The organism is Streptomyces sp. B3I8 (assembly GCF_030816915.1).
Classification (GTDB): domain Bacteria; phylum Actinomycetota; class Actinomycetes; order Streptomycetales; family Streptomycetaceae; genus Streptomyces.
The window spans coordinates 4,062,564-4,078,665 of record NZ_JAUSYN010000002.1 but is presented as its reverse complement, the minus strand read 5'-3'; the positions used below and the strand labels follow the sequence as shown (position 1 = coordinate 4,078,665).

The 16,102-nt window shown below is 70.5% G+C and carries 12 protein-coding genes; 1 reads left to right on the top strand and 11 read right to left on the bottom strand.

Annotation, left to right across the window (positions count from 1 at the left end):
• Window positions 1-155: 155 nt before the first annotated feature.
• Window positions 156-2,081 carry a DNA helicase RecQ gene (recQ, locus tag QFZ64_RS20265; protein ID WP_373430639.1) on the bottom strand — a complete coding sequence of 642 codons (1,926 nt, stop codon included), beginning with the start codon at window positions 2,079-2,081 and terminating at the stop codon, window positions 156-158.
• A gap of 198 nt (window positions 2,082-2,279) precedes the next feature.
• Between recQ and QFZ64_RS20260 the strand changes: the two genes are divergently transcribed.
• Complete coding sequence (locus tag QFZ64_RS20260) at window positions 2,280-2,882, top strand: Uma2 family endonuclease (RefSeq protein WP_307067743.1); 603 nt, start codon at window positions 2,280-2,282, stop codon at window positions 2,880-2,882.
• Between the two features lie 99 nt (window positions 2,883-2,981).
• Here QFZ64_RS20260 and nuoN read toward each other — a convergent pair whose 3' ends face one another.
• The 10 genes from nuoN to nuoE are packed head-to-tail and all read right to left on the bottom strand — an operon-like array spanning window position 2,982 to window position 16,079.
• Window positions 2,982-4,640, bottom strand: a complete 1,659-nt coding sequence (gene nuoN / locus QFZ64_RS20255; protein ID WP_307067741.1) for an NADH-quinone oxidoreductase subunit NuoN — start codon at window positions 4,638-4,640, stop codon at window positions 2,982-2,984.
• The gene (locus tag QFZ64_RS20250; RefSeq protein WP_307067739.1) at window positions 4,637-6,208 is read right to left on the bottom strand and encodes an NADH-quinone oxidoreductase subunit M; all 1,572 of its coding nucleotides are present in this window, start codon (window positions 6,206-6,208) and stop codon (window positions 4,637-4,639) included. Before QFZ64_RS20250 ends, nuoN begins: the two co-directional genes overlap by 4 nt.
• Window positions 6,209-6,213: 5 nt before the next feature.
• Window positions 6,214-8,160: an NADH-quinone oxidoreductase subunit L gene (nuoL, locus tag QFZ64_RS20245; protein WP_307067738.1), complete on the bottom strand. Its 1,947-nt coding sequence runs from the start codon at window positions 8,158-8,160 to the stop codon at window positions 6,214-6,216.
• Between the two features lie 15 nt (window positions 8,161-8,175).
• Window positions 8,176-8,475, bottom strand: coding sequence for an NADH-quinone oxidoreductase subunit NuoK (nuoK, locus tag QFZ64_RS20240; RefSeq protein WP_006138880.1), 300 nt, complete (start codon window positions 8,473-8,475; stop codon window positions 8,176-8,178).
• Window positions 8,472-9,314 (bottom strand): NADH-quinone oxidoreductase subunit J, encoded by an 843-nt coding sequence (locus QFZ64_RS20235; protein ID WP_307067735.1) that lies wholly within the window; start codon window positions 9,312-9,314, stop codon window positions 8,472-8,474. Before QFZ64_RS20235 ends, nuoK begins: the two co-directional genes overlap by 4 nt.
• Window positions 9,311-9,952, bottom strand: a complete 642-nt coding sequence (nuoI, locus tag QFZ64_RS20230) for an NADH-quinone oxidoreductase subunit NuoI (RefSeq protein ID WP_307067733.1) — start codon at window positions 9,950-9,952, stop codon at window positions 9,311-9,313. Before nuoI ends, QFZ64_RS20235 begins: the two co-directional genes overlap by 4 nt.
• Window positions 9,945-11,324, bottom strand: coding sequence for an NADH-quinone oxidoreductase subunit NuoH (gene nuoH, locus QFZ64_RS20225; protein ID WP_307067731.1), 1,380 nt, complete (start codon window positions 11,322-11,324; stop codon window positions 9,945-9,947). Before nuoH ends, nuoI begins: the two co-directional genes overlap by 8 nt.
• Window positions 11,321-13,837 carry an NADH-quinone oxidoreductase subunit G gene (locus QFZ64_RS20220; protein ID WP_307067729.1) on the bottom strand — a complete coding sequence of 839 codons (2,517 nt, stop codon included), beginning with the start codon at window positions 13,835-13,837 and terminating at the stop codon, window positions 11,321-11,323. Before QFZ64_RS20220 ends, nuoH begins: the two co-directional genes overlap by 4 nt.
• A complete protein-coding gene (nuoF, locus tag QFZ64_RS20215; RefSeq protein ID WP_373430638.1) occupies window positions 13,834-15,222 on the bottom strand; it encodes an NADH-quinone oxidoreductase subunit NuoF in 1,389 nt (462 codons plus the stop codon). Before nuoF ends, QFZ64_RS20220 begins: the two co-directional genes overlap by 4 nt.
• Window positions 15,219-16,079 (bottom strand): NADH-quinone oxidoreductase subunit NuoE, encoded by an 861-nt coding sequence (gene nuoE, locus QFZ64_RS20210; protein WP_307071784.1) that lies wholly within the window; start codon window positions 16,077-16,079, stop codon window positions 15,219-15,221. The genes nuoF and nuoE overlap by 4 nt, the downstream gene beginning before the upstream one ends.
• Window positions 16,080-16,102: the final 23 nt, after the last annotated feature.

Below are 16,102 nucleotides of genomic sequence, written 5' to 3'. Positions count from 1 at the left end.
GCGCGAATACCGGTGAATCGTGGTTACCCGCGCGGTTCCCCGCGCCCCTTGAGGGCCCCGCCCCCTCCATCGGTACGGATACGCCGCAGGCGCCCACCCGGCGGAACCACACGCGCCCCGCGCCCCTCACGGGCCCCGGCGGGCGCGCCGGGGTTCTATATCTCTTCCTCCACCGTTCCCGCCGTCCCCGACAGGGCTGCCAGCGCCCCCAGCACGCCCTCCCCGTACGTCGCCAGTTTCTTCTCGCCCACTCCGCTGATGGCGCCCAGTTCGGCCACCGTGGCCGGCCGGGCCGTCGCGATCTCGCGGAGGGTCGCGTCGTGGAAGATGATGTACGCGGGGACGCCCTGCTCGCGGGCCTGGTCGGCACGCCAGGCGCGCAGGGCCTCGAACGCGGGGACCAGCTCGGCCGGCAGTTCGGCGGCCGCCGCCCGCGCCTTGCGCTCGCCCCGGCCGCCGCCGGACGCCCGGGCCGCCGCCGGTTTCTCCGGCTCCTTGCGCAGCGGCACCTCCCGCCCGTGCCACAGCACCGCGTCGCTCTCCTCGGTGAGCACCAGCGTGCCGTACTCGCCCTCGACCGCGAGCAGCCCCTGGGCCAGCAACTGGCGCACCACGCCCCGCCATTCGCCCTCGCCCAGCTCCTCGCCGATGCCGAACACCGAGAGCTGGTCGTGGTCGAACTGGATCACCTTCGCCGTGCGCTTGCCCAGCAGGATGTCGATGATCTGGCCGGTGCCGAACTTCTGCCGGCGTTCCCGCTCCAGCCGCCACACCGTGGAGAGCACCTTCTGCGCGGCGACCGTGCCGTCCCAGGTCTCCGGCGGGGTCAGACACGTGTCGCAGTTGCCGCAGGCCTCGGCGGCCGCGTCCTGGCCGAAGTAGGCGAGCAGCTGGCCCCGGCGGCACCGGGCGGTCTCGCACAGCGCGAGCATCGCGTCGAGATGGGCCGCGGCCCGTCTGCGGAACGTCTCGTCGCCCTCGCCGGACTGGATCATCTTGCGCTGCTGGACGACGTCGTTCAGGCCGTACGTCATCCAGGCCGTGGACGGCAGTCCGTCGCGGCCGGCGCGGCCGGTCTCCTGGTAGTAGCCCTCGACCGACTTCGGCAGGTCCAGGTGGGCGACGAACCGGACGTCCGGCTTGTCGATGCCCATGCCGAAGGCGATGGTCGCGACGACGACCAGGCCGTCCTCCCGCAGGAAGCGGGCCTGGTGGGCGGCGCGCGTGCCCGCGTCCAGACCCGCGTGGTACGGCACCGCCTCGATGCCGTTGGCGCCGAGGAACTCGGCGGTCCTGTCCACCGAGTTGCGCGACAGGCAGTACACGATGCCCGCGTCCCCGGCGTGTTCCTCGCGCAGGAACGACAGGAGCTGTTTCTTCGGCTCCGCCTTCGGCACGATCCGGTACTGGATGTTGGGCCGGTCGAAACTCGCCACGAAGTGGCGGGCGTCCGGCATGCCGAGCCGTTCGGTGATCTCCCGGTGGGTGGCGTGCGTCGCCGTGGCGGTGAGCGCGAGTCGCGGCACATCGGGCCAGCGTTCGCCGAGCAGGGACAGGGCGAGGTAGTCGGGGCGGAAGTCGTGGCCCCACTGGGAGACGCAGTGCGCCTCGTCGATCGCGAAGACCGAGATCTTGCCGCGGGCGAGCAGTTCTCGCATCGGTTCCAGGCGCAGCCGTTCCGGGGCCAGGTAGAGCAGGTCGAGTTCGCCGGCGAGGAACTCGGCCTCGACCATCCGCCGCTCGTCGAAGTCCTGCGTGGAGTTCATGAACCCGGCCCGCACGCCCAGCGCCCGCAGGGCGTCCACCTGGTCCTGCATCAGCGCGATCAGCGGCGAGATCACGACGCCCGTACCCGGTCTGACCAGGGCGGGGATCTGGTAGCACAGGGACTTTCCGGCGCCCGTCGGCATGAGCACCACGGCGTCGCCGCCCGCGACGACGTGCTCGATGATCGCTTCCTGCTCGCCGCGGAAGGAGTCGTACCCGAAGACCCGGTGCAGCGTGGCCAGCGCCTCGCCGTCACCGCTCGCCACCGGTACATCCACGTCGGTCGTCACAACCGTCCCGCCCATCCCGTGCATCGCTCGTCCCCCGTACGTCGTCCCTCGACCACTGCGTCCACGATAGGCGCCCGCGCCGACAGCCCCGGAGTTATCCACAGGCCGACCTTGCGCCCGAGGTCAATGACACGGCAATCGTTCACACGTACGTGTGGAGCCTGTCCGTTTCCGGCCGATAGTCTGAATGCGCCGGCGAGACTCCGTCCCATGGGAGCACTGATGAGCGTCGCACCGAAGGCGTCCAAGCCGAGCTGGCCGATGCCGCCCGAGGGCGGCTGGACCGCCGACGACCTGGACCGGCTTCCGAATCTGCCTCCGCACACGGAACTGATCGACGGGAGCCTGGTCTTCGTGAGTCCGCAGACCTTGTTCCACACGCGCACCATCGACTTCTTCACCTGGCAGCTACAGTCTTTGGCCCCAGCCGACTTCGAGGTCATCCGCGAGTTCACCATCGACATCGACCGCCAGAACCGGCCCGAGCCGGACGTGGTCGTGGTCCGCGCGGACGTGGTACAGGACCCGGAGCAGACCCGGTTCCCGGCGGAAGCGGTCCTGCTGGCCATGGAGGTCGTCTCGGAGGATTCCGTGTCCCGCGACCGCGAGACGAAGCCACTGAAGTACGCCCGTGCGGGGATCGCCCACTACTGGCGGGTGGAGAACGAGAAGGGCCGGGCCGCGGTGCACGCTTTCGAACTGGAGCCCACCACCGGCGCGTACACCAGCGTCGGCATCTTCCGCGAGCGCATGAAGGTGGAGGTCCCGTTCCCCGTGGACCTCGATCTCGCCGGGATCCGGATGCCTCCGCGGCCGAGCGCATAGCTCCGCACCATCGGACGCGGGAACAGGAAAGCGCACACGGCACACGGCTGCGGCCCGGCACCCCCACGGGAGCCGGGCCGCAGCCGTACGAACGAACCCTCAGCGCACGAACACCCCCGCCTGGCTCGCCAGGTCCAGGAAGTACTGCGGGGCGACGCCCAGGACGACCGTGACCGCGACGCCCGCCGCGATCGCCACCGTCGTCATGGGGGAGGCGACCGCGACCGTCGGGCCCTCCGGGTGCGGGCGGCTGAAGAACATCAGCACGATCACCCGGATGTAGAAGAACGCCGCGATCGCCGACGAGATCACACCGACCACGACCAGCGGCATCGCGCCGCCGTCCGCCGCCGCCTTGAACACGGCGAACTTGCCCGCGAACCCGGAGGTCAGCGGGATGCCCGCGAAGGCCAGCAGGAAGACCGCGAACACCGCCGCCACCAGCGGCGAGCGGCGGCCGAGTCCGGCCCACTTCGACAGGTGCGTGGCCTCGCCGCCCGCGTCCCGGACCAGGGTGACCACCGCGAAGGCGCCGATCGTCACGAAGGAGTACGCGGCCAGGTAGAACAGCACGGACGAGATGCCGTCGGGCGTGGTCGCGATGACACCGGCGAGGATGAAGCCGGCGTGCGCGATGGACGAGTACGCCAGCAGCCGCTTGATGTCGGTCTGGGTGATCGCCACGATCGCGCCGCCCAGCATGGTGACGATCGCCACCGCCCACATCACCGGCCGCCAGTCCCAGCGCATCCCCGGCAGGACGACGTACAGCAGCCGCAGCAGCGCGCCGAACGCCGCCACCTTCGTCGCCGAGGCCATGAACCCGGTGACCGGGGTCGGGGCGCCCTGGTACACGTCCGGGGTCCACATGTGGAACGGCACCGCGCCCACCTTGAACAGCAGCCCCATGACGATCATCGCGGAGCCGACAAGGAGCAGCGCGTCGTTGCCCATGGTGCCGGCGAGGGCAGGGTCCACGTTGGTGACCGTGCCGTCGACGACCTGCGCGATGCGCCCGTACGACACCGAGCCCGCGTACCCGTACAGCAGTGCGATGCCGAACAGGGTGAAGGCGGAGGCGAACGCGCCGAGCAGGAAGTACTTGACCGCGGCCTCCTGCGACAGCAGCCGCTTGCGGCGGGCCAGGGCGCACAGCAGGTACAGCGGCAGCGAGAAGACCTCCAGGGCCACGAACAGCGTCAGCAGGTCGTTGGCGGAGGGGAAGACCAGCATGCCGGCGATCGCGAAGAGCAGCAGCGGGAACGCCTCGGTGGTGGTGAACCCGGCCTTGACCGCGGCCTTCTCGCTGTCGCTGCCGGGCACGGAGGCGGCCTGCGCGGCGAAGGAGTCGACCCGGTTGCCGTGCGCGGCCGGATCGAGCCGGCGCTCGGCGAAGGTGAAGACGCCGAGCAGTCCGGCGAGCAGGATCGTGCCCTGGAGGAACAGGGACGGCCCGTCGACGGAGACGGCGCCCATGGCGGCGACATGGGCCTTGGTGGTGCCGTAGCCGTCGGCCGCCAGGGCGATCACCGCGGCGAAGGCGGCGCACAGCGCCACCACGGATACGAACACCTGTGCGTAGTAGCGGTGCTTGCGCGGGCCGAACGCCTCGACGAGCACTCCGACGAGTGCCGCGCCCAGCACGATCAGGGTGGGCGACAATTGCCCGTACTCGATCTTCGGCGCGTCGATCTTGGAGATCGGGTCGGCCGTGGCCGCCGCGGTTGTCCACAGGCTGTGGACGGCTGCTGTGCTCACCGTGCCGCCTCCACGTCGGGCTTGGGATCTGTCTTGTGTACGTCGGACATCGTGTGCTGGACCGCCGGGTTGACGAGGTCGGCGACCGGCTTCGGGTAGACGCCCAGGAAGAGCAGCAGGGCGATCAGCGGGGTGACGACCACCAGCTCGCGCACCTTCAGGTCCGGCATCGTGGCGACTTCCGCCTTCACCGGACCCGTCATCGTCCGCTGATACAGGACGAGTGTGTAGAGCGCGGCGAGGACGATGCCGAAGGTCGCGACGATCCCGATGACCGGGTGCCGGGTGAAGGTGCCGACCAGGACCAGGAACTCACTGACGAACGGGGCGAGCCCCGGCAGCGACAACGTGGCCAGACCACCGATCAGGAACGTGCCGGCCAGCACCGGCGCGACCTTCTGCACCCCGCCGTAGTCCGCGATCAGGCGTGAGCCGCGGCGCGAGATCAGGAAGCCGGCCACCAGCAGCAGCGCGGCGGTCGAGATGCCGTGGTTGACCATGTACAGCGTCGCGCCGGACTGGCCCTGGCTGGTCATCGCGAAGATGCCCATGATGATGAAACCGAAGTGGGAGATCGACGCGTAGGCGATCAGGCGCTTGATGTCGCGCTGGCCGACGGCGAGCAGCGCCCCGTAGATGATGCTGATCACCGCCAGGACCATGATCACCGGGGTCGCCCACTTCGACGCCTCCGGGAAGAGCTGGAGGCAGAACCGCAGCATCGCGAAGGTGCCCACCTTGTCCACGACCGCGGTGATGAGCACCGCGACCGGGGCGGTGGACTCCCCCATGGCGTTGGGCAGCCAGGTGTGCAGCGGCCACAGCGGCGCCTTCACCGCGAAGGCGAGGAAGAAGCCGAGGAACAGCCAGCGTTCGGTGCTCGTCGCCATGTCCAGCGAGCCGTTCGCCCGCGCCTCGGCGATCTCCTGGAGGGAGAAGTTCCCGGTGACGGTGTAGAGACCGATCACCGCGGCCAGCATGATCAACCCGCCGGCCAGGTTGTAGAGCAGGAACTTCACCGCGGCGTACGAGCGCTGGGTGGACGCCGCCTCCTCGCCGCCCTGGTGGGCGCGGTCCCCGAAGCCTCCGATGAGGAAGTACAGGGGGATCAGCATGGCTTCGAAGAAGATGTAGAAGAGGAAGACGTCGGTGGCCTCGAAGGAGATGATCACCATCGCCTCGACCGCCAGGATCAGCGCGAAGAAGCCCTGGGTGGGCCGCCAGCGACTGCTGCCGGTCTCCAGGGGATCGGCGTCGTGCCAGCCCGCCAGGACGATGAACGGGATCAGCAGCGCGGTCAGCGCGAGGAGCGCCACCCCGATGCCGTCCACGCCCAGTTCGTAGCGGACGCCGAAGTCGCTGATCCAGGAGTGCGACTCGGTGAGCTGGTAGCGGTCGCCGTCCGGGTCGAAGCGGACCAGGACCGCGATGGCCAGGCCGAGCGTGGCCAGCGAGACGGCCAGCGCCAGCCATTTGGCCGCGACGCGCCGCGCGGCCGGCACGGCGGCCGTGGCGACCGCTCCCACCGCGGGGAGCGCCGCCGTCACTGTCAGCAGGGGAAAGGACATCGCTATCAGACCGCCCTCATCAGCAGGGTCAAGGCGATGAGCACCGCCGCACCGCCGAACATGGAGACCGCGTACGAGCGCGCGTAGCCGTTCTGCAGCCGGCGCAGCCGTCCGGACAGACCGCCGACGGAGGCGGCCGAGCCGTTGACGACCCCGTCGACCAGGGTGTGGTCGACGTACACCAGCGAGCGCGTGAGGTGCTCGCCGCCGCGGACCAGGACGACGTGGTTGAAGTCGTCCTGGAGCAGGTCGCGCCGGGCGGCCCGGGTGAGCAGCGATCCGCGCGGGGCGGTGGCCGGCACCGGACGGCGCCCGTACTGCAGCCAGGCGAGGCCGGCGCCGACGACCAGCAGCACCAGCGTGGCCGCGGTGACCGCCGCCGCGCTGACCGGGGAGTTGCCCTCCTCGTGCCCGGTGACGGGCTCCAGCCAGTGCAGGAAGCGGTTCCCGACACCGAAGAAGGCGCCCGCGAAGACCGAGCCGAAGGCCAGCACGATCATGGGGATCGTCATCACCGAGGGCGACTCGTGCGGGTGCGGCTCCGCGTGCTCGCCGCGCTCCTCGGCGGCCGGCTCCACGTCGGGCTCGGCCGGGGAGGCGGTGGGCTTCTCGCGCCAGCGCTCCTCGCCGAAGAACGTCATCAGCATCACGCGCGTCATGTAGTACGCGGTGAGGGCGGCGCCCAGCAGGGCCGCGCCGCCGAGGATCCAGCCCTCGGTGCCGCCCTTGGCGAAGGCGGCCTCGATGATCTTGTCCTTGGAGAAGAAGCCGGACAGGCCCGGGAAGCCGATGATGGCGAGGTAGCCGAGGCCGAAGGTGACGAAGGTGACCGGCATGTACTTGCGCAGGCCGCCGTAGCGCCGCATGTCGACCTCGTCGTTCATGCCGTGCATGACGGAACCGGCGCCGAGGAAGAGTCCGGCCTTGAAGAAGCCGTGCGTCACCAGGTGCATGATCGCGAAGGCGTAGCCGATGGGGCCGAGGCCCGCGGCGAGCACCATGTAGCCGATCTGCGACATCGTCGAGCCGGCCAGCGCCTTCTTGATGTCGTCCTTCGCGCAACCGACGATCGCACCGAACAGCAGCGTGACCGCGCCGACGATCGTGACGACGAGCTGCGCGTCGGGCGCGGCGTTGAACAGGGCGCCGGAGCGGACGATCAGATACACGCCGGCGGTCACCATCGTCGCCGCGTGGATGAGCGCGGAGACCGGGGTCGGGCCCTCCATGGCGTCGCCGAGCCAGGACTGCAGCGGCACCTGGGCGGACTTGCCGCAGGCGGCGAGCAGCAGCATCAGCGCGATGGCGGTGAGCTTGCCCTCGGAGGCCCCGTCCACGCCGCCGAGGACCGGGGTGAAGGCGAACGTCCCGAAGGTGGTGAACATCAGCATGATGGCGATGGACAGGCCCATGTCGCCGACGCGGTTGACCAGGAAGGCCTTCTTCGCTGCGGTGGCCGCGCTGGGCTTGTGCTGCCAGAAGCCGATCAGCAGGTAGGAGGCGAGACCGACGCCCTCCCAGCCGACGTACAGCAGCAGGTAGTTGTCGGCGAGGACCAGCAGCAGCATCGCCGCGAGGAACAGGTTCAGATAGCCGAAGAAGCGGCGCTTGCGCTCGTCGTGCTCCATGTACCCGACCGAGTACAGGTGGATGAGCGAGCCGACGCCGGTGATCAGCAGGACGAACGTCATCGAGAGCTGGTCGATCCGGAAGGTGACGTCGGCCTGGAAGCCGGCGACCGGGATCCAGCTGAACAGGTGCTGGGTGACGGCGCGGTGGTCGGCCGCCCTGCCGAGCATGTCGGCGAAGAGGAGCACGCCGATCACGAACGAGGCGGCGGCCAGCGCCGTGCCGATCCAGTGGCCGACGGCGTCCAGGCGGCGGCCGCCGCACAGCAGGACGGCCGCTCCGAGCAGGGGCGCCGCGATCAGCAGCGCAATCAGGTTCTCCACGATTGATCCGACCCCTTACAGCTTCATCAGGCTGGCGTCGTCGACCGAGGCCGAGTGGCGGGAACGGAACAGCGACACGATGATCGCGAGGCCGACCACGACCTCGGCGGCGGCGACGACCATCGTGAAGAAGGCGATGATCTGGCCGTCGAGATTGCCGTGCATCCGGGAGAAGGTGACGAACGCCAGGTTGCAGGCGTTGAGCATCAGCTCGATGCACATGAAGAGCACGATCGCGTTGCGCCTGATCAGTACGCCGGTGGCGCCGATCGTGAACAACAGGGCGGCGAGATACAGGTAGTTGACGGGATTCACTGTGTGCCCTCCCCGCTCCTCGTGCGCTCCAGGCGTTCCTCGGAGCGCTGTTCCAGGGCCTTCAGGTCACCGATCGCCTCACGCGACACGTCACGGATCTGGCCGCGCTCGCGCAGCGTCCGGTTGACGGTCAGCTCGGACGGTGTGCCGTCGGGCAGCAGACCGGCGATGTCCACCGCGTTGTGCCGGGCGTACACGCCGGGGGCGGGCAGTGGCGGCAGGTGCCTGCCCTCGCGCACCCGCTGCTCGGACAGCTCGCGCTGGGTGAGGGCCCGTTCGGTGCGCTCCCGGTGGGTGAGCACCATGGCGCCGACGGCTGCCGTGATGAGCAGGGCGCCGGTGATCTCGAAGGCGAAGACGTACTTGGTGAAGATGAGGGAGGCCAGCCCCTGTACGTTGCCGCCAGCGTTGGCCTCGCCCAGGCCGTCGAACTCGGTGAGCGAGGCGTTGCCGATCCCGCCGAGCAGCAGGACGCCGAAGCCGACGCCGCACAGCAGGGCCAGCCAGCGCTGGCCCTTGACTGTCTCCTTCAGGGAGTCCGCCGCGGTGACGCCGACCAGCATGACGACGAACAGGAACAGCATCATGATCGCGCCGGTGTAGACGACGACCTGCACGATGCCCAGGAAGTAGGCGCCGTTGGCGAGGTAGAACACCGCCAGGACGATCATGGTGCCGGCCAGCGAGAGCGCGCTGTGCACGGCCCGCCGCATGAAGACCGTGCACAGGGCGCCGATCACGGCGACCGTGCCGAGGATCCAGAACTGCACGGCCTCGCCCGTGGACGTGGAGTACGCCGCGAGCGTGCTGGGGGCGGCCAGGGTGGCGAGCGGCGTCATCGGCCGATCACCTCCTCGGCGGCCGGTTCGTCCGGGCCGAAGGTCGAGGCGGCCTCCTGCGGCGTCTCCCCCTTGGAGACGGCGACCTGGCGCTCGGTGCCGGGCGCCGCCCGCGTCACCAGACCGCGGTAGTAGTCCTGCTCGTCGGTGCCGGGGAAGATCGAGTGGGGCGTGTCGACCATGCCCTCCTCCAGACCGGCGAGCAGTTGCTCCTTGGTGTAGATGAGGTTGGCGCGGCTGGAGTCGGCCAGCTCGAACTCGTTGGTCATCGTCAGCGCCCGGGTGGGGCACGCCTCGATGCACAGGCCGCACAGGATGCAGCGGGCGTAGTTGATCTGGTAGACGCGGCCGTACCGCTCGCCCGGCGAGTAGCGCTCCTCGTCGGTGTTGTCGGCGCCCTCCACATAGATGGCGTCGGCCGGACAGGCCCAGGCGCACAGTTCGCAGCCCACGCACTTCTCCAGCCCGTCCGGATGGCGGTTGAGCTGGTGCCGGCCGTGGAACCGCGGGGCGGTGGTCTTCTCCTGCTCCGGGTACTGCTCGGTCAGCCGCTTCTTGAACATGGCCTTGAAGGTCACGCCGAAGCCGGCCACCGGATTGAGGAAACCGGGATCGGTGTCCTTGCGCTCGTCAGCCATCGGACGCCTCCTTTCCGTCACGCGTCGCATGGGAATCGTCACTGGCAGTATCGGACCCACCACTGACAATCAGTTCCCGCTCCCGCTTCGGACGGCGCCTGGGCACCGGCGGCAGCGACTGTCCGGGCAGCGGCGGTACGGGGAATCCGCCCGCCATCGGGTCGAACGCGGTCCGCTCCGCCGCGGCCTCCGGCTCCTGCTCCGGCTTGCCCTTGTCGCGGAACATGTCGACGAGGAAGGAGAGCAGCAGCAGCGCGAGGACGCCGCCGGCGACGTAGAGGGCGATGTCGGTGAAGCCGTAGTTCTCGTTCCGCAGCGCGCGCACGGTGGCGACGAGCATCAGCCAGACCACGGAGACCGGGATGAGGACCTTCCAGCCGAGCTTCATCAGCTGGTCGTAGCGCACGCGGGGCAGCGTGCCGCGCAGCCAGATGAAGAAGAACAGCAGCAGCTGGACCTTGATGACGAACCAGAGCATCGGCCACCAGCCGTGGTTCGCGCCCTCCCAGAAGGTGCTGATCGGCCAGGGGGCCCGCCAGCCGCCCAGGAAGAGCGTGGTGGACACGGCCGAGACGGTCACCATGTTGACGTACTCGGCGAGCATGAACATCGCGAACTTGATCGACGAGTACTCGGTGTTGAAGCCGCCGACCAGGTCGCCCTCGGACTCCGGCATGTCGAAGGGGGCGCGGTTGGTCTCGCCCACCATGGTGACGATGTAGAGGATGAAGGAGACCGGCAGCAGCAGGATGTACCAGCGGTCCTGCTGCTGTTCGACGATCGTGGACGTCGACATCGAGCCCGAGTACAGGAACACCGAGGCGAAGGCGGCGCCCATGGCGATCTCGTAGGAGATCATCTGCGCGGCCGAGCGCAACCCGCCGAGCAGCGGGTACGTCGACCCGGAGCTCCAGCCGGCGAGGACGATGCCGTAGATGCCGACCGAGGCGACCGCGAGGATGAACAGCATCGCGATGGGCAGGTCGGTGAGCTGCATCGCGGTGCGGTGGCCGAAGATCGAGACCTCGTTGCCGGACGGTCCGAAGGGGATCACCGCGATCGCCATGAACGCGGGGACGGCCGCCACGATCGGCGCGAGGACGTACACCACCTTGTCCGCGCGTTTGACGACGAGGTCCTCCTTGAGCATCAGCTTGATGCCGTCGGCGAGCGACTGGAGCATGCCCCAGGGGCCGTGCCGGTTGGGACCGATACGCAACTGCATCCAGGCGACGACCTTGCGTTCCCAGACGATGGAGAACAGCACGGTCACCATCAGGAAGGCGAAACAGAAGACCGCCTTGACGACGACCAGCCACCACGGGTCGGTGCCGAACATCGACAGGTCGTCGGCGGCGAGGTACCCGGTCACGCCTCCACCTCCTTCGGGGCTTCCTGCGGGGCGTCGGCAGCGGACGTCGCCGGGCCGATGCGGACGAGTGCGCCGGGCAGCACCCCGGTGTCGGAGCCGACGCCCCCACCGGTGGAGTTCAGCGGGAGCCAGACCACCCGGTCGGGCATCTCGGTGACCTCCAGCGGCAGTTCGGTGGTGCCGGACGGGCCGGTGACGGCGAGCAGGTCGCCCTCCTTGACGCCCGCCTCGGCGGCCGTGGCGGCCGACACGCGGGCGTGGGCGGCGTGCCGGGTGCCGGCCAGGGCCTCGTCGCCGTCCTGGAGCCGGCCCTGGTCGAGCAGCAGCCGGTGCCCGGCGAGGACCGCCTCACCGGCGGCCGGACGCGGCAGTTGCACCGCGACCTCCACCGGGTTGCCGGCTCCGGTGCCCTCCCAGCCGCCGAGCCGGTCCAGTTCGGCGCGGGTGGTGCGCAGATCCGGCAGGCCCAGGTGGACGTCCATGGCGTCGGCGAGCATCTGCAGCACCCGGGTGTCGGCGGGGGCCAGGCGGCGGGTCATCTGGTCGGGCTTGAGCGCGGCCTCGAAGGAGCGCGCCCTGCCCTCCCAGTTGAGGAAGGTGCCCGCCTTCTCGACGACCGCGGCGACCGGCAGGACGACGTCCGCGCGCGCGGTGACCTCACTGGGCCGCAGCTCCAGGGAGACCAGGAAGCCGACCTCGTCGAGCGCGGCACGCGCGCGTGCCGGGTCGGGCAGGTCGGCGACCTCGACGCCCGCCACCACCAGGGCGCGCAGCTCACCGGTGGCGGCGGCCTCGACGATCTGTCCGGTGTCGCGGCCGTAGCGGTGCGGGAGGGCGGCGACGCCCCAGGCGGCGGCGACCTCCTCGCGGGCGCGGGGGTCGGTGGCCGGACGGCCGCCGGGCAGCAGCGTGGGCAGCGCGCCCGCCTCGATCGCGCCGCGCTCACCGGCCCGGCGCGGGATCCACACCAGCCGGGCGCCGGTCGCGGCGGCGGCCCGTACGGCGGCGGTGAGCGCACCGGCCACCGCGGCCAGCCGCTCGCCGACGACGATGACGGCGCCCTCGCCGCGCAGCGCCTCGGCGGCCGTGACGCCGTCGCCCTCCAGGCCGACGCCGCCTGCCAGCGCGTCCAGCCACTCGGTCTCGGTGCCCGGCGCGGCCGGCAGCAGCACGCCGCCCGCCTTTTCCAGGCCCCGCGTGGAGTGCGTGGCCAGGGCGAAGACCCGCTGTCCGTGCCCGCGCCAGGCCTTGCGCAGCCGCAGGAAGACACCGGGTGCCTCCTCCTCGGCCTCGATCCCGACGAGGAGGACGGCGGGCGCCTTCTCCAGGGCCGTGTACGTGACGCCGGTACCGTCCAGGCTGTGGCCGTGCCCGGCGATCCGGGCGGCCAGGAAGTCGGCCTCCTCGGCGCTGTGCACGCGCGCGCGGAAGTCGATGTCGTTGGTGTCGAGGGCCACGCGCGCGAACTTGCTGTACGCGTAGGCGTCCTCCACCGTGAGCCGGCCGCCGGTCAGCACACCGGCGCTGCCCCGGGCGGCCCGCAGGCCGCGCGCGGCGACGTCGAGCGCCTCGGGCCAGGAGGCGGGCTCCAGAACGCCGTCGGCATTGCGCACCAGGGGGGTGCTCAGCCGGTCGGGCTGCTGTGCGTAGCGGAACGCGAAGCGCCCCTTGTCGCACATCCACTCCTCGTTGACCTCGGGGTCGTTGGCCGCCAGGCGCCGCATGACCTTGCCGCGCCGGTGGTCGGTGCGGGTGGCGCAGCCGCCGGAGCAGTGCTCGCACACCGAGGGGGAGGACACCAGGTCGAAGGGGCGGGAGCGGAATCGGTACGCCGCCGAGGTCAGCGCGCCGACCGGGCAGATCTGGATGGTGTTGCCGGAGAAGTACGACTCGAACGGGTCGTCCTCGCCGGTGCCGACCTGCTGGAGCGCGCCCCGCTCGATCAGCTCGATCATCGGGTCGCCGGCGATCTGATTCGAGAAGCGGGTGCAGCGCGCGCACAGCACGCACCGCTCGCGGTCGAGCAGCACCTGGGTGGAGATCGGCACCGGCTTCTCGTAGGTCCGCTTCTTCCCGTCGAAGCGGGAGTCGGCCTGGCCGTGCGACATGGCCTGGTTCTGCAGCGGGCACTCGCCGCCCTTGTCGCAGACGGGGCAGTCCAGCGGGTGGTTGATGAGCAGCAGCTCCATCACACCCTTCTGGGCCTTCTCGGCGACGGGGGAGGTGAGATGGGTCTTCACGACCATGCCGTCGGTGCACGTGATGGTGCAGGACGCCATCGGCTTGCGCTGGCCCTCGACCTCGACGATGCACTGGCGGCAGGCACCGGCGGGGTCGAGCAGGGGGTGGTCGCAGAAGCGGGGGATCTCGATGCCGAGCTGCTCGGCGGCGCGGATGACCAGGGTGCCCTTGGGCACGCTGAGTTCGGCGCCGTCGATCGTCAGCGTGACGAGGTCCTCCGGCGGCACCGCGGCCTCTCCCCCGCCCGAAGGGGCATTGGTGGTCACGATCATGCGTGCACCTCCGTGTGCTGGTCCGCCCAGGCCGTCGACCTGGCGGGGTCGAAGGGGCAGCCGCGGCCCGTGATGTGCTCCTCGTACTCCGCGCGGAAGTACTTCAGGGAGGAGAAGATCGGGGCGGCGGCGCCGTCGCCGAGGGCGCAGAAGGCCTTGCCGTTGATGTTGTCGGCGATGTCGTTCAGCTTGTCGAGGTCGGACATCACGCCCTTGCCGGCCTCGATGTCGCGCAGCAACTGCACGAGCCAGTAGGTCCCCTCGCGGCAGGGCGTGCACTTGCCGCAGGACTCGTGGGCGTAGAACTCGGTCCAGCGGGTGACGGCGCGCACGACGCAGGTCGTCTCGTCGAAGCACTGCAGTGCCTTGGTGCCGAGCATCGAGCCGGCGGCACCCACGCCCTCGTAGTCGAGGGGCACGTCGAGGTGTTCCTCGGTGAACATCGGCGTCGAGGAGCCGCCCGGCGTCCAGAACTTCAGCCGGTGGCCGGGGCGGATCCCGCCGCTCATGTCGAGGAGCTGGCGCAGGGTGATGCCGAGCGGGGCCTCGTACTGGCCGGGGCCGGCGACGTGGCCGCTGAGCGAGTACAGCGTGAAGCCGGGCGACTTCTCGCTGCCCATCGACCTGAACCATTCCTTGCCGTTTTTCAGGATCGCGGGAACCGATGCGATCGACTCGACGTTGTTCACCACAGTCGGGCACGCGTAGAGGCCCGCGACGGCAGGGAAGGGGGGACGCAGCCGCGGCTGGCCGCGGCGGCCTTCGAGCGAGTCGAGCAGCGCGGTCTCCTCACCGCAGATGTACGCGCCCGCACCCGCGTGCACGGTGAGTTCGAGGTCGAGTCCGCTGCCCAGGATGTTCTCGCCGAGGTAGCCGGCGGCGTACGCCTCGCGGACTGCCTCGTGCAACCGCCTCAGTACGGGGACGACTTCGCCCCGCAGATAGATGAAGGCGTGCGACGACCTGATGGCGTAGCACGCGATGACGATGCCCTCGATGAGGCTGTGCGGGTTGGCGAACAGGAGCGGGATGTCCTTGCAGGTCCCGGGCTCCGATTCGTCGGCGTTGACAACTAGATAGTGGGGCTTGCCGTCCCCCTGGGGGATGAACTGCCATTTCATCCCGGTGGGGAATCCCGCGCCGCCGCGGCCGCGCAGTCCGGATTCCTTGACGTAGGCGATGAGGTCGTCCGGCGACATGGCGAGCGCCTTGCGGAGCCCCTCGTACCCCTCGTGCCTGCGGTACGTGTCCAGCGTCCAGGACTCGTCCTCGTCCCAGAAGGCCGACAGTACGGGTGCGAGCAGCTTCTCGGGGCCCGTCTCCGGGCCGTCCTCGAACTCGTGCGGGCGGGCGGTGCCGCCGTCCTCGGCTGCCAAGGTCATCACTCCCCCTCCTCGGCGACGGGGCCCGCGGGGTGGGCCGGGTCGGATGCCGATGTGGCCTCGGGCGCGTCGTGCGAACTGAGGTGCTCGCTCGGCGACGGGTCGTGCGGTGCCGCGTTCCCGGGCGCGCGGTCCGGGGTCCGGTCCCCCGGTGTCTCGTGCGGGCCGCCGTCGCGCGGGTGGACCACGCGGGCGGGGGCGGTCTCGCCCTTGGCCAGGCGCAGGCCGGTCAGCGAGGCGTGGCCGGCGCCGCCGGAGGCCGCGACGGCGCCCTCGCGTGCGTCGGGGAAGCCCGCCAGGATGCGGGCGGTCTCCTTGAAGGTGCACAGGGGGGCGCCGCGGGTCGGGGAGACCTCGGCCCCCGCGCGCAGCTCGTCGACGAGACGCCTGGCGCTCTCCACGGTCTGGTTGTCGAAGAACTCCCAGTTGACCATCACGACCGGGGCGAAGTCGCAGGCCGCGTTGCACTCGATGTGCTCCAGGGTGACCTTGCCGTCGTCGGTGGTCTCGCCGTTGCCGACGCCGAGGTGCTCCTGGAGGGCGGAGTAGATCGCGTCGCCGCCCATGACCGCGCACAGCGTGTTGGTGCAGACGCCGACCTGGTAGTCGCCGCTCGGCCGGCGCCGGTACATGGTGTAGAAGGTCGCGACGGCGGTGACCTCGGCGGTGGTGAGGCCGAGCAGCTCGGCGCAGAACCGCATGCCGGTGCGCGTGACGTACCCCTCCTCCGACTGCACCAGGTGCAGCATCGGCAGGAGGGCGGAACGGGAGTCCGGGTAGCGGGCGACGATCTCGCGCGCGTCCCGCTCCAGCCGGGCGCGGACGTCGTCCGGGTAGGGGGGCGCGGGCAGCTCGGGCATGCCCAGGCCAACGCCCTTCGAGG

Excerpts from the sequence above, each read along its gene's own strand:
- recQ (WP_373430639.1), bottom strand. The coding sequence starts at position 2,081 with ATGCACGGGATGGGCGGGACGGTTGTGACGACCGACGTGGATGTACCG.
- QFZ64_RS20260 (WP_307067743.1), top strand. The coding sequence starts at position 2,280 with ATGAGCGTCGCACCGAAGGCGTCCAAGCCGAGCTGGCCGATGCCGCCC.
- QFZ64_RS20250 (WP_307067739.1), bottom strand. The coding sequence starts at position 6,208 with ATGTCCTTTCCCCTGCTGACAGTGACGGCGGCGCTCCCCGCGGTGGGA.
- QFZ64_RS20235 (WP_307067735.1), bottom strand. The coding sequence starts at position 9,314 with ATGACGCCGCTCGCCACCCTGGCCGCCCCCAGCACGCTCGCGGCGTAC.
- nuoI (WP_307067733.1), bottom strand. The coding sequence starts at position 9,952 with ATGGCTGACGAGCGCAAGGACACCGATCCCGGTTTCCTCAATCCGGTG.
- QFZ64_RS20220 (WP_307067729.1), bottom strand. The coding sequence starts at position 13,837 with ATGATCGTGACCACCAATGCCCCTTCGGGCGGGGGAGAGGCCGCGGTG.
- nuoE (WP_307071784.1), bottom strand. The coding sequence starts at position 16,079 with ATGCCCGAGCTGCCCGCGCCCCCCTACCCGGACGACGTCCGCGCCCGG.